Origin of the sequence: Desulfosediminicola ganghwensis (genome assembly GCF_005116675.2) — a bacterium.
Classification (GTDB): Bacteria; Desulfobacterota; Desulfobulbia; order Desulfobulbales; family Desulfocapsaceae; genus Desulfopila; species Desulfopila ganghwensis.
The window spans coordinates 969658-988631 of sequence record NZ_CP050699.1 but is presented as its reverse complement, the minus strand read 5'-3'; the positions used below and the strand labels follow the sequence as shown (position 1 = coordinate 988631).

The window sequence follows — 18974 nt, the reverse complement described above, 5'->3', positions numbered from 1 at the left end:
TCATGGCTATTAAAGTAGGTATCAACGGCTTTGGCCGTATAGGGAGAAGCGTTTTCAGAGCCTGCCTTCAGGACGCAACATTCAAAGATATAGAAATCGTAGCAATTAACGACCTGACTGACACCCAGACTCTGGCGCACCTGCTCAAGTATGACTCAGTAATGGGAACCCTTGATGCAGAAGTGACCGCAGAGGCAGATTACATTGTCGTAAATGGACGCAAAATCGCGGTAACCAGTCACAGAAATCCGGCAGAAATCCCATGGGCTTCTCTTGAGGTCGAGTATGTGGCTGAATGCACAGGCTTGTTCAGAGATTTAGAATCAACCCTGGCACATATCGACGGTGGCGCACAGAAAGTCGTCATTTCCGCCCCTGCCAAGGCAGGTGTCAAGACATTCGTCATGGGCGTAAACGAGCAGGAATATGACCACACCGAGCACCACGTTGTCTCCAATGCTTCCTGCACCACCAACTGCCTGGCGCCAATTGCCAAAGTCATTCTCGACAATTTCGGTATCAAATCCGGCCTGATGACAACTGTTCATGCCTATACCGGTGACCAGCGTTTACTTGACGCACCACACTCGGATCCACGCAGAGCCAGAGCAGCGGGACTCTCCATGATCCCGACCAAGACAGGAGCAGCCTCTGCCGTTGCCCTGGTCATCCCCGAACTCAAAGGTAAATTTGACGGCCTGGCAGTACGTGTTCCTACTCCTAACGTTTCCCTGGTCGACGCTGTAATTGAAATGGAGCAGGAAGCAACAGTAGAGCAGGTTAACCAGGCACTCAATGATGCCTCAAGCCGCTACCTTGGATACACCGAACTCCCTCTGGTTTCCATAGACTTCAAGGGAGACAGTCGCTCTTCAATTGTCGATGCTCAATCAACAAAGGTCATCGGCAAGACAGTAAAAGTCATGAGCTGGTATGACAATGAGTGGGGATACTCCAACCGTATGCTTGACCTGATCCTGCATATGGATGGTCAAAAACTTATCTAGTTTTCATCCCAGAACATCACATTTCGCCGGATATCAGGACATACGAAGATTATTTCCGACGAGATGAAAGATCCAGGACGGTAGCTTCCAACAGTACCGTCCACATATTTTTTGAGCAATCCCCTCCCCTTAACACAACTATAATTGGAGCAAAAACGTGTCTGCTATAGCTGATATCCATGCCCGCGAGATCCTCGACTCCCGTGGCAATCCCACCCTTGCAGTTGAAGTTGTATTGGAAGATGGCACGATAGGATCCGCGATGGTTCCATCAGGTGCATCCACCGGCCAGAAAGAAGCACTGGAGTTACGCGACGGTGACGCGGATCGTTACCTTGGTAAAGGTGTGCTCAAAGCGGTTGCCAATGTCAATGAGGCAATCCGTGAAAAGGTTATCGGAATGGATGCTCTGGATCAGGTAGGTATAGATACCACCATGATCAATCTTGACGGAACGACAAACAAAAGCAAGCTGGGCGCAAATGCTATGCTGGGTGTTTCCATGGCCGTTGCCCACGCCGCTGCAAATCACCTGCTGGTGCCACTCTACCGTTACATTGGCGGCACCAACGCCAAGGTTCTGCCGATCCCGATGATGAATATCATCAATGGCGGTGCCCACTCGGATGCCCCGATCGACTTCCAGGAGTTCATGATCAGACCAGTTGGCGCATCTTCAGTGCGTGAGGCTATCCGCATGGGAGCAGAAATATTCCACTCCCTCAAATCAATACTGAAGAAGCGTGGACTGAGTACAGCTGTTGGCGATGAAGGCGGATTTGCCCCCAACCTCGACGGCGTTGAAGATGCGTTGGACGTTATTATAGAAGCAATCACTGCCGCTGGCTACAAGCCCGGAAAACTCGAGGACGGTGGTGAAGTATCGATTGCCCTTGATGTTGCATCCAGTGAATTCTACGTGGACGGAAAATACGACTTCAAGAAAGAGGGGAAAGGTGTTGTCAAAACCTCTGAAGAAATGGCTCACTACCTCTCCGAACTTGTCGAGCGCTACCCCATCGATTCCATTGAGGACGGAATGGATGAAAATGACTGGAACGGATGGTCCTTACTGACCAAAATGATCGGGGATAAGATTCAAATCGTTGGTGACGACCTGCTGGTTACCAATGTCGAATATCTTTCACGCGCCATCAAGGAAAAGAGCGGCAATTCAATCCTCATCAAGGTCAATCAGATCGGCACCCTCACCGAAACACTCAATGCCATTGAAATGGCCAAAAATGCCGGCTGGACAGCTGTGGTAAGTCATCGCTCAGGCGAGACCGAAGATACCACCATCGCCGATATCGCCGTTGCCATGAATACCGGACAGATAAAGACCGGCTCGCTGAGCAGAACCGATCGTATCTGCAAGTACAACAGACTCATGTGGATTGAGGAACACCTCGGTCTCGCCGCGCAATATGGAGGCTGAGTGTGAAGTCGCTTAAAGATACTGATCTTGCAGGAAAACGAGTCCTGGTACGGGTTGATTTCAATGTACCAATGAGCCCGGCCGGTTTCATTAATGATGATTTCAGGATTCAAACCGCATTACCCACAATTGAATACCTGTTAGAGCACAACGCAAAAGTAATACTTTGTTCCCACCTTGGACGCCCAAACGGAGAGCGAAAACAGGAATTCTCTCTGGGCCCTGTTGCCGCATACCTGTCCAGCCTCATAAATCGGGAAGTACAACTTGCGCCTGACTGCGTTGGTGAAGAAACCAGCAAACTGGTAGAGGGAATGGATGACGATGACTATCTGGTCATGCTGGAAAACCTCCGATTTCATGAGGAAGAACAGAAGAATGACCCGGAATTCTCACGCCAACTCGCCTCGCTGGCAGACGTCTATATCAATAACGCGTTCGCCGTATCCCATCGCGCCCATGCTTCTGTTGTCGGCGTAACCGGGTACATTAAGGAAAAAGCCGCTGGCCTGCTCCTGGAAAAGGAACTCGATTATTTTCGTAGATCCGTTGAGCAACCAGCACCGCCACTTGTGGCGATCATTGGTGGCGCCAAAGTTTCAGGCAAATTGCAGGTGCTTGAGAATATGCTCGATCGGGTGGACGCTATGGTCATCGGTGGCGCTATGGCAAATACCTTTCTGAAAAGTCAGGGATATAGCGTCGGTAACTCCCTCGTTGAAAACGATCTGCTGGAAACTGCTCAACGGTTACTCACGTATGCGAGTGAAAAAAATGTAAAAATCCATCTGCCAGTCGATGTGGTTGTTGCAAAAGAACTCTCTGCAGACAGCAGCGCCAGGGTTGTTGAAGTACAGGACATCCCTGCAGGTCACCTTGCCCTCGACATAGGACCAGCTACCGTCAGCCTTTTCCAAAGTGTACTTGCAGAAGCCAGGACTATTGTCTGGAACGGCCCGCTGGGCGCCTTCGAGATAGACCAGTTTGCCCATGGAACCTTGTCGATCGCGAAAGCTGTAGGAAGTTCTTCCGCCCTGTCGATAACCGGTGGTGGTGATTCTAATGCTGCTGTTAAAAAATCCGGCGAAGCTGGCAATATTTCTTATATGTCAACAGGAGGCGGAGCCTTTTTGAAGCTAATGGAAGGCAAGTCACTACCTGGGGTAACAGCACTTACCACGAAGTAAATCACATTTCGGATTTGAGCTATCAGAAACGAACATGGAGCAATAATTTAGAGATGATCAGGAGAGAACCATGAGCAGAAAACCACTCATTGCCGGCAATTGGAAAATGCACCTGACAATTGCGGAATCTGTAGAACTGGCCCGCTTGGTTGCTACAGCAAGTGAGCAGTTAGACGATCGGGAAGTTATGATCGCCCCAGCCTATACTGCGCTCGATGCAGTAGCCAAGACCCTCAAAGAGTCAAATGTACACGTCGGTTCACAGAATGTGGCCTATGAAACCGAAGGGGCATTCACTGGCGAGATATCACCTCTCATGCTCAAAGACATAGGCGTAACCATGCCTATCATCGGGCACTCAGAGCGACGCCAGCTGTTTAATGAAAGCGATGCGCTTATCAACAAGCGAGTAACAGCAGCTCTCAAAAACGACCTGATTCCCGTTTTTTGTATTGGCGAAACAATTGAGGAGCGTGAAGCAGGTAACACCTTCAGCGTACTCGAGAGCCAACTCAAAAACGGCCTTGCCGGGATCAACAAGGAGCAAGCGGCAGGTATTGTCATCGCTTATGAACCGGTTTGGGCAATTGGTACGGGGAAAACCGCATCAACAGAGCAAGCCCAGGAAACACATGCATTCATACGAAGCAGCCTCTCTGAAATGTTTGACACCTCAGCTGCTGAATCTATTCGAATCCTATACGGCGGCTCAGTCAAACCCGATAATGTCGACGCCCTCATGGCACAAAACGATATCGACGGGGCCCTGGTTGGAGGAGCAGCACTGAAGGCAGAATCTTTCGGCAGAATTGTGAACTTTCAATAGCAACCCGCTTTGCCAGCCTCACACTTCAGTTCTCTTTTTTCTGCAAGCTTGTAGTGAAACGTCATACTGAATACACGGAGCGGCGGCCTATATTGCCGCTCCGTGTACCACTCGCCCCATCACCTGACATAAAGGAGTCGATCACCTCTCATCTGAGCACTCTGCATCTCTGCTGATTTCACAATCGAACCACTAAGGGTGCCGCAACAGCACCCCACTGTCTTACGTGACAACAAAGAGCACGATACCGGCAAACGCCACCGAAGCGCGGCAACCATGACCAAAAAGCAAGGGCCAGAGTGCAACCTCGCCAATACAGAGCGGTCATCTTCCTGAGCTACTGATTATATATACTTGCAAATCATTGCCGCTTTTCATGAGATATTCAGATGATTACGACCTTTAACCCAACGCCGGGGACAGAGGCAAACCCACCAACAGATTATTTTTTAACGCAATTCCAATTACCATTGTCACAATAGAAGTTGAATGGAGAATGAACAGTGTCATTAACATTGAACACAATAGCAGACTACACCCCTTTTTCCGGCCCTGTCGTCATGATCATCATGGATGGCGTGGGCATAGGTGCCAGCGATGAAAGCGATGCAGTACAGGTGGCCCATACCCCTGTACTCGACACTCTTCGCAAAAATGCAGTGTACGCAGAGCTCCGTGCCCATGGAACGTCAGTAGGGTTGCCTTCAGATTCTGACATGGGCAACTCAGAAGTTGGTCATAACGCGTTAGGCGCAGGCCGAGTTTTTGCACAAGGAGCCCGACTCGTGAACGAGTCACTTGCGAGCGGCGAGATATTTCAGGGCACTGCCTGGTCCACACTCAGACAACGCGCCGAAAACGGAGGGACCCTTCACTTCATCGGCCTTGTTTCTGACGGCAATGTGCATAGTCATATCGAGCATCTTTATGCCATGCTGGATCGATGTGCACAGGAAAACATTGAGCGAGTGAGGGTTCACGCCCTGCTGGACGGTCGTGATGTTGGCGCCACAAGTGCGTTGAAGTACGTGGTACCTCTCGAAGCCAGGCTGGCCAGTTTGTCATCAGAAGGCAGAGATTACCGCATAGCCTCTGGCGGCGGCAGAATGGTCACTACTATGGATCGGTACAAGGCGAATTGGTCGGTTGTTGAAAACGGCTGGAATGCTCATGTGCTTGGTCAAGGCAGACCTTTCCCATCAGCTTCGGAAGCGGTGAACACCTACTACCAGGAAAACCCCGGCTGCACCGATCAGTACATGGAAAGCTTCGTCATAACGGAAAATGATGCGCCGATAGGCACGATAGAAGATGGGGACGGTGTTATCCTGTTTAATTTTCGCGGTGATAGAGCTATCGAAATTTCCCGGGCTTTTGAGGAGCCTGATTTTTCAGAGTTTGATCGACAAAGAGCTCCTGATGTCTTTTATGCCGGCATCATGCAATACGACGGCGATGCAGATATCCCCAGGAACTATCTCGTTTCACCTCCAAAAATCCAACGGACTCTGAGTGAATACCTTTGCAAGGCAAATATTCCATCGTACGCCATTTCAGAAACACAGAAATTCGGCCATGTCACCTACTTCTGGAACGGAAACAAATCGGAATACATAGATGAATCTCTTGAAACATACGAAGAGATCCCCTCTGATACGGTTCCCTTTGAGGAAAGACCATGGATGAAAGCGGCCGAGATTACAGACAAGGTTCTTGAGAAAATAGAACAAGGCCATGCCAAGTTCATCAGACTCAATTACCCTAACAGCGATATGGTTGGCCATACCGGAAACCCGGAAGCAACCAGAATTGCAGTAGAGGTCGTTGATCTCTGCCTTGGGCGGTTGCTGAAAGCAACACAAAAAGCAAAAGGTGTCGCCCTGATCACCGCAGACCACGGCAACGCTGACTGCATGTGGAAAGAAAAAGATGGAAAACGGGCACCAATGGTCGCCCACACCCTTAACCCCGTTCCATTCTTTGTTGCTGATTTTAGTGGGAATAAGCAATTTGGCCTCTCTGATGTCAACTCGCCAGGCCTTGTCAATGTGGCCTCAACGGCATTGACTCTGTTAGGCCTTGAGGCACCTGCAGAGTTCGAACCCTCGATCATCAAACTGCAGCAGTCTTCCTGCGACATACACAAATAATGCTAACATCCATGCATCTGGCCAGAAGCGTAATCTCGGCTATTCCCTGAAAGAATTCGTCTCAGCTACCAAATAGTCACCCCAGACAGAAAACCGAAGCGTGCCCGCAAAGCTGCTTCGGTTTTTTTTGCTGGCCGCATAGATCTCCCAGTCTCCCGCTTATAAGGAGATCACCCCTTCGGGCTTGATTATATTCGTACGACAGTGGGATATTCGATGCGCCCTGCCAAACCCATTCAACCGATATTTTGAAATACAATTCAGGGGAGTTGAGTTGATAGGCGAAAAATCTGGAAAGGAGTCTTTTCGGAGGACTGTGAAGATGCGAATGCGGGATGGTGGAAAGCAGCGCTATCAACCGGGATGACAGGATGCACACTTTAACACTCAGGCTGCCGAATGACAGCCTGAGTGTTCTCAAAAGCCGGGTGAATGACTCAACGCCACTACTTCTGCCAGAGTTTTTGTGTTGCTTCGACGTCTAACGCCTCGGCAAGGATAGATATTGGATTTTTGACTTTTCCGGAGGTAGACATCTCAATCTGCCATTTACACGTTTCACAATCCGTAACGATATAATCGACGTCTGTATTCTCAATCTGTGTAAAAAGGGGCTGTCCTACTCCCTGGGCCGTCTCATAGTTCTCTTTCTTGAACCCATAGGTGCCGGCAATACCGCAACACTGCGACTCAAGCTGCACCAATTTAAGCCCGGGTATCATGCGTAACAAAGAGGTTGAGTAGATAGACCATCCCAGCTTCTCCATGTGGCATGGCGTATGGTAGGCAACCCGGGTTGTGTAGTCCTTCTTGAAAACAAGCTTCAACTCACCCGAATCTATTAAACGAAAAAGGAACCTGGTGGCCAACTCAGTCTGATCACGAACATCGTCATTCTTCACCCCCAGCAAATGAGGATATTCATCCCGAATGGTGAAGGTACATGTTGAGGATGTAGAGACCACCGGTGCACCATTTTGCAGAATAGACTTCCGCAAAGCCCGCACATTCTGGCGCGCCTGTTTCGTTGCCTGCTTAATGAGACCATTAGAGATCAACGCAACACCGCAGCACTTTTCTTTTTCCAGAAGATCGACGCCATATCCCGCTGCGTTCATGATCTTCACCAGATCCTTACCAAGCTGAGGAAAATTGTAATTTACATAGCAACCATGAAAGTAGCTTACATACTTACTGAAACCCTGCTGTTGAGCTGCTGCATGCTTCCGGTACCAGGTTTCGAACTTCTCACCGGAGTATTTCGGAAATATACGGTGATGATCAATTTTGAGGACCTTGTCCATGATCTGACGGACAGGCTTTAAAGCGACAGTTGTGTTTACGATAGGTGCAAAAGCGCTCGCCACGGTACCAACCAGATCGGTATTTGCCATGATAGAATCGCGCAATTTCGGTCGCTTCCTGCTGTACTTGATCCTGGCTGCCTGTATTACATCGCCTATTTTCACACCCGATGGGCAGGCTACCTCGCATCGTTTGCAGTTAAGACAGAGTTTTAAAGCCTCTTCATCAAAAAAGTTCGGATCTTTAAGGCGCAACCGTTCTCCATCAGGCCCTGCCTGCTTGGGTCCGGGGTAGTCTGGATTCACCTGCACCACAGGACAATACACAGTGCAAACCGTACACTTGACACACTGTTCGAAGTTGTTGTCACTTATATTAAATGGTTTATTTTGTTGTTTTTTCATTGTTCTGTTATTGCAAAATTTGCTCAGCTACATGCAGCGCAGTGACCATACAGATTCCTGCACCACTCCCCTCTTTGAGAGGGTTCGCCCCACCCAGTACCGACCCTGCCACATAGAGATTTTCTATTGGCTGACCGTTCAACAACGCCCGGAAATGCTCATCGGCCTTGACCCCGTAGTGCATAAATGGCTGGTCATTGAACAGCTGCTTATCAAACCATTGTGAGCGATCACTTTCGCCATCGATATCCAGGCCAAAGATGGGGTCGTACAGCTTGTCCGGCCCTGCCACAATCCCTTTGCTGTAAAAGCTGCCACTGGCGAGAACAAAGTGATCTGCTTCCAGCTTGATATCGCCATGGTTTGCGGTGGTAATATTCTGTAGCCTGCCCTCTTTAAATTCCCCTTCCTGCACTATGTCCCCAAGTAAATAGGTACCGCCTAATTCCTGAAAACGTTGACGAAGCAGAATCTGGCTTCTTATTCCCGGGGTAGATGGAGGCAAGGCTGGCAGAAGGACTACAGGCTTTTTCACCCTGGCTTTAAGATCTGCTGTAACAGTTGTATTAAACAGCCCAAATACGGCCGGCAATATCACAACATCAGCATCTTCCGTCAACTCGTTGACTTTCTCTGCAAATTGATTGAGGGCATCACCTGCATCAAAGACTTTGGCAATGTTGGATGAACGCATCTCACTAGGATTACGACGAATTGCCTCAAACTGCTTCATCGCAATATCCCTGGTTTGCACCTCAACCCCGTATCGGGTCAGGCCATCCTTAATGAAGAGGGTGTGAAAATCCAGGAATCCTTTAAAATTAAGAACAGTTGCACGCTTCCAGGGGAGCTCCCCATTCTGTTCAAAACAGGTAAAATCCTCCAGCGTCAACCATGTCGGTTTCATGGTACCCATTGGCGTGAGCACAAAATGATTCTTTTCAGCCATACCGGAGAAGTGCAACCCGGCCCTGGCTAATAATCGAGGCACCTCACCGGCAAGTCTCTCGACATTGTGATGACCTACACGCTGATAGGGATGCGAAGGAGGTAACATTTTAATGCTCTCCAGCGGATTCGTCACTTCGCGCCCTTCCACTTTGCCAAGAAGATCAAACGACCCTGAAAAGAAATGGATTGCACTCTGACCCGATGAAACGATAGCACACGTGATGCCCTGCTCCGCTAATTGGATTCCGCATGTGAGGCCACTGAGCCCACCTCCAATTATAACTGTATCAAATTTCATAATAGTCCCAGATTAGTTATTCTCTGCTTTTAACCCATAAATGCCTTCATAGATCCACGAGGTGAACTGAGCCTCATTGATCGCTTCTCCCCAGGCAATAGGATGCATCCCTTTCCAGCGCTCCTGGAGGAAGTTGGCCAAATCATCTTTTGCCCTGCCCGCGTCTTCCAAGGCTTCACCGAGCAAGCCAGCTGCCCGACATGCACAAAGCTCTCCCTGACAGGTTCCCATGCCAACACGAGTACGTCGACGCAGGTCTTTGAGGTTATGAACATGCAGGTCTTTAATCGCATACTTTACCTCACCAATAGAAACCCCTTCACATTCACAGACCATGGCGTCATCAACTTCGTCCCTGGATGCAATATTCGGCGCCAGAGAACCGTGACGGTCTTGCGCTGACCTATGTACAACACGTAAGCCGGAATAGATTTTCCGAGTGGCTGACTTGACCGAGAAATCATCCTTATCAGACCCAGGCAATGGTTTTTCAGCAGTTTCACACGGCGTATCTACAGCTAACTTCCTGCACACCAGGTCGGTTGCCCACTCTGCCATCAGACGATAGGTCATCAGTTTCCCGCCGGTGATAGTGATGAAGCCCGATAGACCATCACGCTCTTTATGATCGAGCAATACAATTCCGCGGCTTATAGAACGACCACTCGGGTCATTATCAGCTGCGACCAGAGGACGAACACCGGCATACGCACGCAGGATACGGGTTGTCGCCAATGATGGTGCCAGCTTTTCCCCCTCACGGATGAGCTCGTCGACATCTGCAGTAGATATGTACATATTATCGATCTCATCATAGGGGATGCGTTCTGAAGTTGTACCAATCAGACAGATGGTATCACCCGGTACAAGGATGTCAGCATTGGCAGGCTTTCGACATCTGTTAAGAATCATTTTATTGACCCGGTGCCCGAAAATGAGCAGAGAACCTTTTGCCGGGAACATATTTACCGTAACACCGGCGAGCCCTGCGACGTGCTGCCCCCAAATACCAGAGGCGTTCACGATGACCTTCCCGTAATAGCTGACTTTTTCATTAGCCTGATGATTCATCAACTCAACGCCTGTAACCCTGTCGCCTTGACGGATTATTCCTGTGACTTCATGATGGGTCAGGAGATCGGCGTTATGTATCTTGGCATCAAGAACGTTAGAAAGAGTAAGCCGAAAAGGATCGATAGATCCATCAGGAACTCTGACAGCACCAATAAGATCAGGATTGACAGAAGGTTCTATTCTTCGAGCAAAATCGGGGTCGATAATCTCAGCTTTGATTCCGGCCTTCTGGCACGATTGTACAAAAAGGGACTGAAAGGAAAGTTCATCATCAGGCAGTGTAATAAAGAGTCCATCGTTTTCTTCCACACAATGACTTGCTATCCGACGCAAGATCATATTCTCTTTTATACATTCGGAAGCCGACTCATGATCAGTGACTGCATACCGCGCACCACTATGCATCAACCCGTGATTTCTTCCGGTCGCCCCGGTCGCCAAATCATGGCGCTCCACAAGCAACACCTTCAGGCCGCGCATCGCGCAATCCCGTGCTGTACCTGCACCGGTGGCCCCTCCTCCGATAATTATAACATCGTATTCATTGGTTTTATTCATGATGGGTTGTAAGTAATCGATGATTAGTTGTGTGTAGCCGCTGAAACAATATCCCAGGATTTACCAGTTTCCATCCTTGGCCAAATATGAAAGTGAACATTTTGCACTTCACTTTCACAACCATAACTTCGTCAGTACCTTGTGCACATAGCCATTATCGCCAAAATATACCGAAGAATAATTTTCTTTTTCATGTTTCGTATTTTTCATTATAGTACACGAAATGAACATTTATCGCCAAGATTTATTGAATACCACATTCAATTATGAACAAAACGAATACAAAAACCCATAATCCACCACCTACATACAATGCGATAACAACGACATAACAAAACAACCCCAAACAACACTCACAGGGAACAATTAACGTTCGTAATCGAAAACTTTCAGAACAATATGTGCTTCACCCCCTTCCTCAACGCCAGGGGAGTTGTTGCATAATCGGACTACCGGACAGGATACAACTTACGATGGTGCGCAAATGCCTTAAGGTAACTCTTGATTAGTACTGCTCGTACATACGGAACTGTCAGCAAGAGGAGAGTGCAGCAATGAGAGTGGTAATGGTTTCACATAACACAACGGCCCAACCTCACGCAGATTCCATGCAGTATTTTTTCGGGACGGTATTTCTGAAGTTTGCCTTGCTGCAGATTTCAACTGTTCGAAATCAGTTCACCCGGAATCGAAAACGAAGGCAAATCGAGATTAAGAGTTCACACGTTTAACACTCACACGGATTGCAGAAGGCTCATCGGAATCATGCGCGATCGAGACAACATCCTTTCCCGGATCTACGAGAAGGTGTCAGGGGCAACAATCTTTCTTCATAAACAGAAGATTTTTCGGATATGTGCGGAGTTATTCATACACAAGCACTGACGGGACACCAGCGTAGCATTTCAACGCTGAAGAACATCCTCAATGAATTTGAGAAACATATCGAAACTGTGAGGTGACTCTGAACCGTTGAATAGCCCTCATAATCTGCATAACGTCATGTGAAAACAAAAAAGGCCGGGTTGCTAGTTAAACAACTAACAACCCGGCCTTTCAGTCTCCGAGGCAGAATTCCCCGATGAGATTAACTGGTGGAGGCGGCGGGAGTCGAACCCGCGTCCGCAAATGCTCCCCTCTCGTATCTACATGCTTAGTCTCCGGCTTAAGTTTCGCATCAGGCTTGCCGCGGAAACGTAGCGGCCTGATACTAGTCTATGAAGTTCTCGCCAGCTGAAGTACAGACACCATCAGCGAAGGCCAGCCCGTTAGGTCGGCGCCCAATTCCAGCCTTACGGGCGAAGACTGGATGGACGGCAGTACTACAGGTTATTAAGCTGCTACTGCGTAGTTATAATCGTCGGCGATTATAAGTTTTTTACTGTCGGTTTAACGAGCAAACAGAAAGCTCGGCATGCCACGACGAGCTTACACATCCCCGTCGAATCCGTTTCGCCCCCATATATTCTATGAGTAACTGTTCCTGCGCATGGCGCGCTGGAGTTCGCGGTCACTATCACGTTGTTTGATGGTGTCCCGCTTGTCGTATTGCTTCTTACCCCGGGCAAGCCCGAGTTCTACCTTGGCCTTACCTTTCTCATTAAAGTAAATCTTTAATGGGATCAGGGCAAGGCCTTTCTCCTGCAGCTTTCCGATCAATTTCTTGATCTCGCGCTTGTGCATCAACAACTTTCTGGCCCGCATAGGCTCATTTGGGTTATGCGTGGCATAGCTGTATTGCGAGATGTGCACGTTGAACATCTGCAGCTCACCGCGACTGTCGATCTGCACATAGCCGTCACGCAGATTGGCCTTGCCGGCACGCAGGGATTTCACCTCGGGCCCGCTCAGCACCATGCCGGCTTCGAATTTCGCGTCGATATGGTAATCGTGAAACGCTTTTTTGTTCTGACAGACTATCTTGATGCCCATATCGGCTCACATCTCCTGCTACTATTGATCATTAACTCGGCTTTAAGCCAATCGGCCTGAAGCGCAGCAGCACAACTTACACCATAATCCCGGCGATTGCACGAAATCAATGCAACCCTGCGCCACTATCAGCCGGTTTTATTCGCCGGTGACCCGGATTGCCTCTTCAATGGTGGTGATACCCGCCTTCACCTTGGCCCAGGCGTCCTCGCGTAGTGTAGTCATTCCTTCACGGATTGCAACCTGTCGCATAACCTCGCCGGACTCGCCCTCCACAGTCATGCGCTTGATCGCGGAAGACGTGGGGAAAATCTCAAAGATACCGCAGCGCCCCCGATAACCGGTGCCGCGACAATGCCTGCAGCCTTCGCCTTTACTCAAGATCACAGTACCACTGCCCGCGCTGGGGAAGCCTATTCTCGCCAGCTCCTGGCTGTCTGCTTCGACGGTGGTTTTGCATTCCGGGCAGATGGTCTTCACCAGCCGCTGGGCCATGCAGCCGAGCAGGGTCGAGGCGATCATGAAGGGTTGCAGCCCGAGATCCTGCAGGCGGATGATGGAGGAGACCGCGTCATTGGTGTGCAAGGTCGAAAAGACCAGATGGCCGGTCATGGCCGCCTGTACCGCCTGTGCCGCCGTGTCTTTATCGCGGATCTCACCAATCATGATGATATCCGGGTCTTGCCGTAAGATATTTCTGAGAATCGTTGAAAAGGTTACGTCGATCAGCGGCTGCACCGAGATCTGGTTGAATTCTTCATAGACCATCTCCACCGGATCTTCGACGGTGACAATATTCTTCTCGGGCGTGGCGATCTTCTTCAGGGTTGAATAGAGGGTGGTCGATTTACCGCTACCCGTGGGACCGGTAACCAGCACGATGCCGTGGGGTGAGTTGATAAAGGAGTTATACACCGACAGATCGCGCCTGGAAAAACCGAGCTGGTTCACATCCTGAAAGATCACATCCGGGTCCAGGATACGCATAACGGTCTTCTCGCCAAAGGAGACCGGCACGGTTGAGACACGAATTTCCACATCTTTTTCGCCCTTTACACCGATCTTGATGCGACCGTCCTGCGGCCTTCTCTTCTCGGCGATATCGAGCCGGGCCAGGAACTTGACGCGGGAGGTAATGGCAGAGTGTACCGCTTTGGGCAGCTTATAAATTGTGTGCAGCGCGCCATCTATGCGAAAGCGAATCATGGTCACTTCGCGCTTGGGCTCTATGTGGATATCACTGGCCCGCTGCTCCAGGGCATAGTTGAAGATATGGTTGACCGCGGTCTTGATATGCTGGTCTGATGAAGTAATCTCTTTGGCCGAAGAGATTTTCACATAGCGCTCAAGATTGCCGATATCGACGGAGGCACTGCCCTGACTGATTACACCGATATGATCTTCAGCCGCGCTGATCGACTTCTGAAACCCGAAGAACTCACTGACAATTCGTTTGATATCACTTTTGGTGGAGATACAGGGCCGGACTTTCACCTGGTTGGCCTGCTCGATATCCGTCAATACTGCTTGACGGTCCGGGTGGTACATTGCCACTTCAAGCACTCCGTCCTGCATGCCCACCGGCAGGATAAGCTGTTTAATGGCAAAGTTCCTGGGGATTGTCTTGGTGACAATATCCATGTCAAGATCAAGCGGATCGAGCTTTTTAAACGGCAGGTCATACTCCTTGCTCACCACCCGCATAATGGTCTCTTCATCCAGAATCTCCCCTTTGGTTCCGGGAACCTGCATCTGGAATGAGACAATTATGTCAACCAGGTCGGGGTTGGCTTTCTCGGCAACCCTGGCCTTCTGGGCCTGCTTTATCAGCTTCTGACGCTGCTTGCCCTTCTCAAGGGTAATAAACTGACGCTGCTTGATGTTCATCACACCATGCCGGACCAGCATGTCGAGAAGCGCATCACTGTTCAAAAATTTCATCTTCCACCTAATATCTCTTGTTGCTCTCTTCTCCCCACCCCTCTAAAACGGCTCTTTTCTTTCAACTTTTCGGTGCACTCCGAATTTCATCTTCGACACATATCTCCATATGTCTGCGGTGAAAATTCCCGCACGCCTCGATTTTTTAAAAAGAATTCCCGCTTTATCTTCATTCACACACCTGCCATGTAAAGAAAATGTATAGTTCACTACTCCCGGCACGAATGCAAGTGTCTTCAGGGAATTACCACGGGACAACCGCCTGAAGACCGGGCTCTAGCCCGAATATTTCATGAAATGCTTGAGTGAATGATATTTTACCAAATTGTATCGGTCACTTGGGTCTAACAATACCTCTATTTTTCACGGTACAGTTTGCACCCGTGATCAGAGTCTGACGTTTCACCCTTCGGGCGTTTCTGACAGACTCATGTGCAGCGTTATCAAGTGCTTGCGGTAAATTGCTACAGCTTCACCCTTGATGCCTTGCACATGAATCCGCCAGAATCGTGAAATATCCGGGCTAGTTGAGCAGATTCTTCAGCTTGGCGATATTCTCCCGGTCTTCCGCAAGGTCTTCGCCTTTTGGTGTCTCAAGCGTCATGGGCATTTCTGCAAAGCGAGGGTCGTTCACCAGCAGGCGGAAACCCTCCAGGCCAATCATGCCATCACCGATATGCTCATGCCTGTCGACACGGCAACCGAGATCTTTTTTCGAGTCATTCAGGTGAATGAACTTCACATGCTCCACGCCGACATGCTCATCAAGCGCCTGCATGGTCGCCTCATACGCCTCCGCGGTGCGCAGATCGTAGCCCGCCGCGAAAATATGGCAGGTATCCACACACACCCCGATACGCTCAGGAAATTTCGAATTGGCCCGAATATAGCCAATCTCCTCAAAACGGCTCCCCAGCCCTGTACCTTGCCCGGCCGTGGTTTCGATCAGGAGCATTACATCATCATATCCCGACTCCAGGGCGTTATCCATGCCGGCAACAAAACGCTCAAGCCCTGCTTCCACACCGTCTCCACCGTGGGAACCCGGATGAATGACCACGTAAGGGACAGCCAGTTGATGGCAGCGCGTAAATTCCATCGCCAGCGCATCCACCGATTTTGCCAGCAGCTCCTCCTTGGCCGTCGCCAGGTTGATCAGATACGAAGCATGAGATGCCACCGGCATTCCCGCATATTGCTCACGAGTCGTTAAAAAGTCTTTCACTTCTTTCTCGCTCAGCGGTTTCGGCTTCCACTGGCGCTGGTTGCGGGTAAAAATCTGCAGTGAATCACCGCCGACACTCTCTATACGTTTAAAGGCCAGATGCAAACCACCTGCTACTGACTCATGTGCTCCGAATAACGGCATTTATACCTCGTTCTATCTATCTTAATTTATGGTTATTGCTGGTTCAGTGTTTCACAACTTCACTGTGAGGAGAAAGGGGTGAGGAGTGAGGTGGCCAATAAAGTTTTCCTCCTATCCCCTTACACCTCACTCCTCACTTCAATTTCCTCACTTCGATCATTCATACACTTCCTGCTCAAACTGCTGAGCGCGGCCCTGGTAGAAGCGTCTGCGTTCCGGGTCGGCAAGCGCGGCCTGGTTGGCGGCCTGAACTGCTTCTTCCTTCATGCCGTTTGCCCAGTACGCATGGGCGAGGGTATCGAGAATATGACCTCTCGGGGCGAGAGTCGCAGCAGCTTTAGCCAGGGTGAGTGCCTCAAAGGGCTCGCGCAGGCTCTTGTCCTCTGCGGTCAGCAACAGCCAGGCCAGGTTGTTCATCACCTCCGGGTTGATCGGCTCGAGGCTGAAGGCCTTTTCATACGCCGCCAGAGCCTGGGCCTCCATCTTCCTGCTCATCATCAGGTTGCCAACCAGCAACTGCCACAGGGCCTTGTCCGGCTCCTTCTGCGCCATGTGCAGTATCACCCTCTCCTGGCCGGTGACGGATGATTGTCTGTCGGGAATTTGCCATGCAGCAACTGCGGCTATGACCAGTACCAGGCCATAAACCAGCAGGCTGTTGCGTACTTTTCTGTCGTGACGGGAAATTGTGGACGGGTCACGTTCCGCATCCTGCAGACAATCGATCCGTTCACCGATACCGAAGTGATGCCAGTTCTTTTCTTCCCGAATACCGCCGCTGAGCCAGGAGATTCTCTCAAAAGCAGAAACAAGAGCCCGGCCATGCCCTACTGCGCCAATGACATGCAAGTCTGCCTGTCGTTCAAAATTGCGGATGAAGTACCCGAAGATGAACCGAAAGTAGATAACAAGAAAAATAAGCAGCGGCACCGCGCTGATTACAGAGACCAGCGTTTCCACATCCATGCCGGTGGTGATCACTGCATCTACAAACAGGTGATGCGATATCAGAAATGAAGCGAACGGCTCTATCAAGAGAGTGGCCAACAGGCTGAAACCTGCGATCAGAAAAATGTACAGCAGCAGATGATGGCGTTTAACATGGCCGATCTCGTGGGCCATCACCGACTCGAGCTCTTCCCTGCTCATTGATTGCATTATCGCGGGCGTAAGCAGCACATAGCGAAGGCCCGGCACTATACCCATTACCCCGGCTGTAAGCACCTTGCCTTCATAGAGCGGCCACTCGTAGAGCCTTGCCCGAAAATTCTGGCTCTGGCAAAAGCGGGTCAGCTCACTTTTCAGCTCTGAATCGGGCAACGGCTTACAGCCCCATAATCTTCGCACCAGCGGCGGGAAAAACAACACCACAAAGAGCAGGAACAGGACGAAGAAGGCCAGGTCCCCCCAGCTTGACGCGAGCAACTTCTGCATGCCATGATAGGGCAGCAGTACCAGCAGGTCATAACAGACTGAAAGAATGATCCAGGGCAGTACGATTGGCAGGTTGGCTCTTATATTCAGGGCGACAAATTCGGCCGGGGTGTACTCACGACCAAATATTTTTTCATAGCGCGGCCTGGCAACCCGCCACATAACGGCAAGATACAGCATAAACAGGAAAAGGCCGGCAATATTCACCAGCGCCGGGACCCTGTCACCCAGCGAAAATGCCGACAGGTAATATTTGGCATCGCTGAGATAGAGCGCCCCTGCCCCGAAGATGATCAATGCCATCAGGGACAAACGCTTTTCTGCGGCGAAGTAGCCCGCAGAGCGCCGGGCCCATGGGCGGGAATAGATATAAATACAGATCCTCTCGTAGCCATAGAGTGAAACAACAAAGATACCCAACCCATACCAGGGCGAGAGCATCGGGGCCTCAGGCACGGTATCCATGGCGAAGAGGAATATGGCAACCAGAAAGAGCAGCAGGTTATTATAGATCAAAATCAAGCCTCATTGAGCACAACGGGAGCACTGTAAACATTTGAGTAATACTTTAAACCGGGTTGCAAGATGTTCTAACCAGGCCCACCAATGTCATATTTTTACAAAAATACAGGAGTGTTAAAGATAATTCACATCGCATACTGTTTCCATGACATTGTAGTTCTCCTGCGTTTTTTTGCCAGGGAGACTGGTCAAAGCAAATTTCGGTACTATTTTGTTCGGGTGTAAAGCTGTTTTTTAAATGCGCCCTCATTTTTGCATTGACTTTTTTAGCTGTTACACTTTATATACTGTGTTGCATTATCGAAGGGCGCATAGCTCAGTTGGCTAGAGCCACCGGCTCATAACCGGTCGGTCGTAGGTTCGAGTCCTACTGCGCCCACCATAACAAAGTGATTTACCATAGGCCTGGGGTTCCTTGAGTACAACAAAAACGACATATATATACAGGGGAGGTATTAAACCAACCCTTTTCTACCAGCGTCGTTTCGGGTCTACAGTCCCGTCCAAGACGGTACGAAGTTGAAGGTACAATCCAGAGGATTGTACCTTTTTTTATTGTGGCATTGAAATTACAGAAT

Annotated in this window: 12 protein-coding genes, 1 tRNA gene and 1 other RNA gene; 6 read left to right on the top strand and 8 right to left on the bottom strand. The window is 49.8% G+C overall.

What is annotated here, in order from left to right; translation table 11 throughout:
* The first annotated feature begins 2 nt into the window (after positions 1-2).
* The 5 genes from gap (at position 3) to gpmI (ending at position 6608) form a co-directional block, all read left to right on the top strand.
* A complete protein-coding gene (gap, locus tag FCL45_RS04300) occupies positions 3-1007 on the top strand; it encodes a type I glyceraldehyde-3-phosphate dehydrogenase (RefSeq protein WP_136799396.1) in 1005 nt (334 codons plus the stop codon).
* Positions 1008-1164: 157 nt separating this feature from the next.
* Positions 1165-2445: a phosphopyruvate hydratase gene (gene eno / locus FCL45_RS04295; protein ID WP_136799397.1), complete on the top strand. Its 1281-nt coding sequence runs from the start codon at positions 1165-1167 to the stop codon at positions 2443-2445.
* A 2-nt stretch (positions 2446-2447) separates the two neighbouring features.
* Positions 2448-3632 carry a phosphoglycerate kinase gene (locus FCL45_RS04290; protein WP_176360000.1) on the top strand — a complete coding sequence of 395 codons (1185 nt, stop codon included), beginning with the start codon at positions 2448-2450 and terminating at the stop codon, positions 3630-3632.
* 70 nt (positions 3633-3702) lie between these two features.
* Positions 3703-4458 (top strand): triose-phosphate isomerase, encoded by a 756-nt coding sequence (gene tpiA, locus FCL45_RS04285; protein ID WP_136799398.1) that lies wholly within the window; start codon positions 3703-3705, stop codon positions 4456-4458.
* 560 nt (positions 4459-5018) lie between these two features.
* Positions 5019-6608: a 2,3-bisphosphoglycerate-independent phosphoglycerate mutase gene (gene gpmI, locus FCL45_RS04280; protein WP_136799427.1), complete on the top strand. Its 1590-nt coding sequence runs from the start codon at positions 5019-5021 to the stop codon at positions 6606-6608.
* A gap of 446 nt (positions 6609-7054) precedes the next feature.
* On the opposite strand, the gene glpC is transcribed toward gpmI, so the two are convergent.
* From glpC to FCL45_RS04240, 8 genes are all read right to left on the bottom strand, one after another.
* On the bottom strand, positions 7055-8317 hold the full coding sequence (glpC, locus tag FCL45_RS04275; protein ID WP_136799399.1) for an anaerobic glycerol-3-phosphate dehydrogenase subunit GlpC: 1263 nt from the start codon (positions 8315-8317) through the stop codon (positions 7055-7057).
* Between the two features lie 7 nt (positions 8318-8324).
* Entirely contained in the window at positions 8325-9566 is a 1242-nt protein-coding gene (glpB, locus tag FCL45_RS04270) for a glycerol-3-phosphate dehydrogenase subunit GlpB (protein ID WP_136799400.1), read from the bottom strand.
* A gap of 12 nt (positions 9567-9578) precedes the next feature.
* Complete coding sequence (gene glpA / locus FCL45_RS04265) at positions 9579-11198, bottom strand: anaerobic glycerol-3-phosphate dehydrogenase subunit A (protein WP_136799401.1); 1620 nt, start codon at positions 11196-11198, stop codon at positions 9579-9581.
* 1092 nt (positions 11199-12290) lie between these two features.
* Positions 12291-12658, bottom strand: a transfer-messenger RNA (tmRNA) gene (gene ssrA / locus FCL45_RS04260).
* A 7-nt stretch (positions 12659-12665) separates the two neighbouring features.
* Positions 12666-13130, bottom strand: coding sequence for an SsrA-binding protein SmpB (gene smpB / locus FCL45_RS04255; protein WP_136799402.1), 465 nt, complete (start codon positions 13128-13130; stop codon positions 12666-12668).
* A gap of 138 nt (positions 13131-13268) precedes the next feature.
* Positions 13269-15071 (bottom strand): GspE/PulE family protein, encoded by a 1803-nt coding sequence (locus FCL45_RS04250; protein ID WP_136799403.1) that lies wholly within the window; start codon positions 15069-15071, stop codon positions 13269-13271.
* 523 nt (positions 15072-15594) lie between these two features.
* Positions 15595-16440 (bottom strand): deoxyribonuclease IV, encoded by an 846-nt coding sequence (locus FCL45_RS04245; RefSeq protein ID WP_136799404.1) that lies wholly within the window; start codon positions 16438-16440, stop codon positions 15595-15597.
* A gap of 156 nt (positions 16441-16596) precedes the next feature.
* The gene (locus FCL45_RS04240; protein WP_136799405.1) at positions 16597-18390 is read right to left on the bottom strand and encodes a M48 family metallopeptidase; all 1794 of its coding nucleotides are present in this window, start codon (positions 18388-18390) and stop codon (positions 16597-16599) included.
* A gap of 311 nt (positions 18391-18701) precedes the next feature.
* Between FCL45_RS04240 and FCL45_RS04235 the strand changes: the two genes are divergently transcribed.
* A tRNA-Ile gene (locus FCL45_RS04235) sits at positions 18702-18778 on the top strand.
* Positions 18779-18974 lie beyond the last annotated feature (196 nt).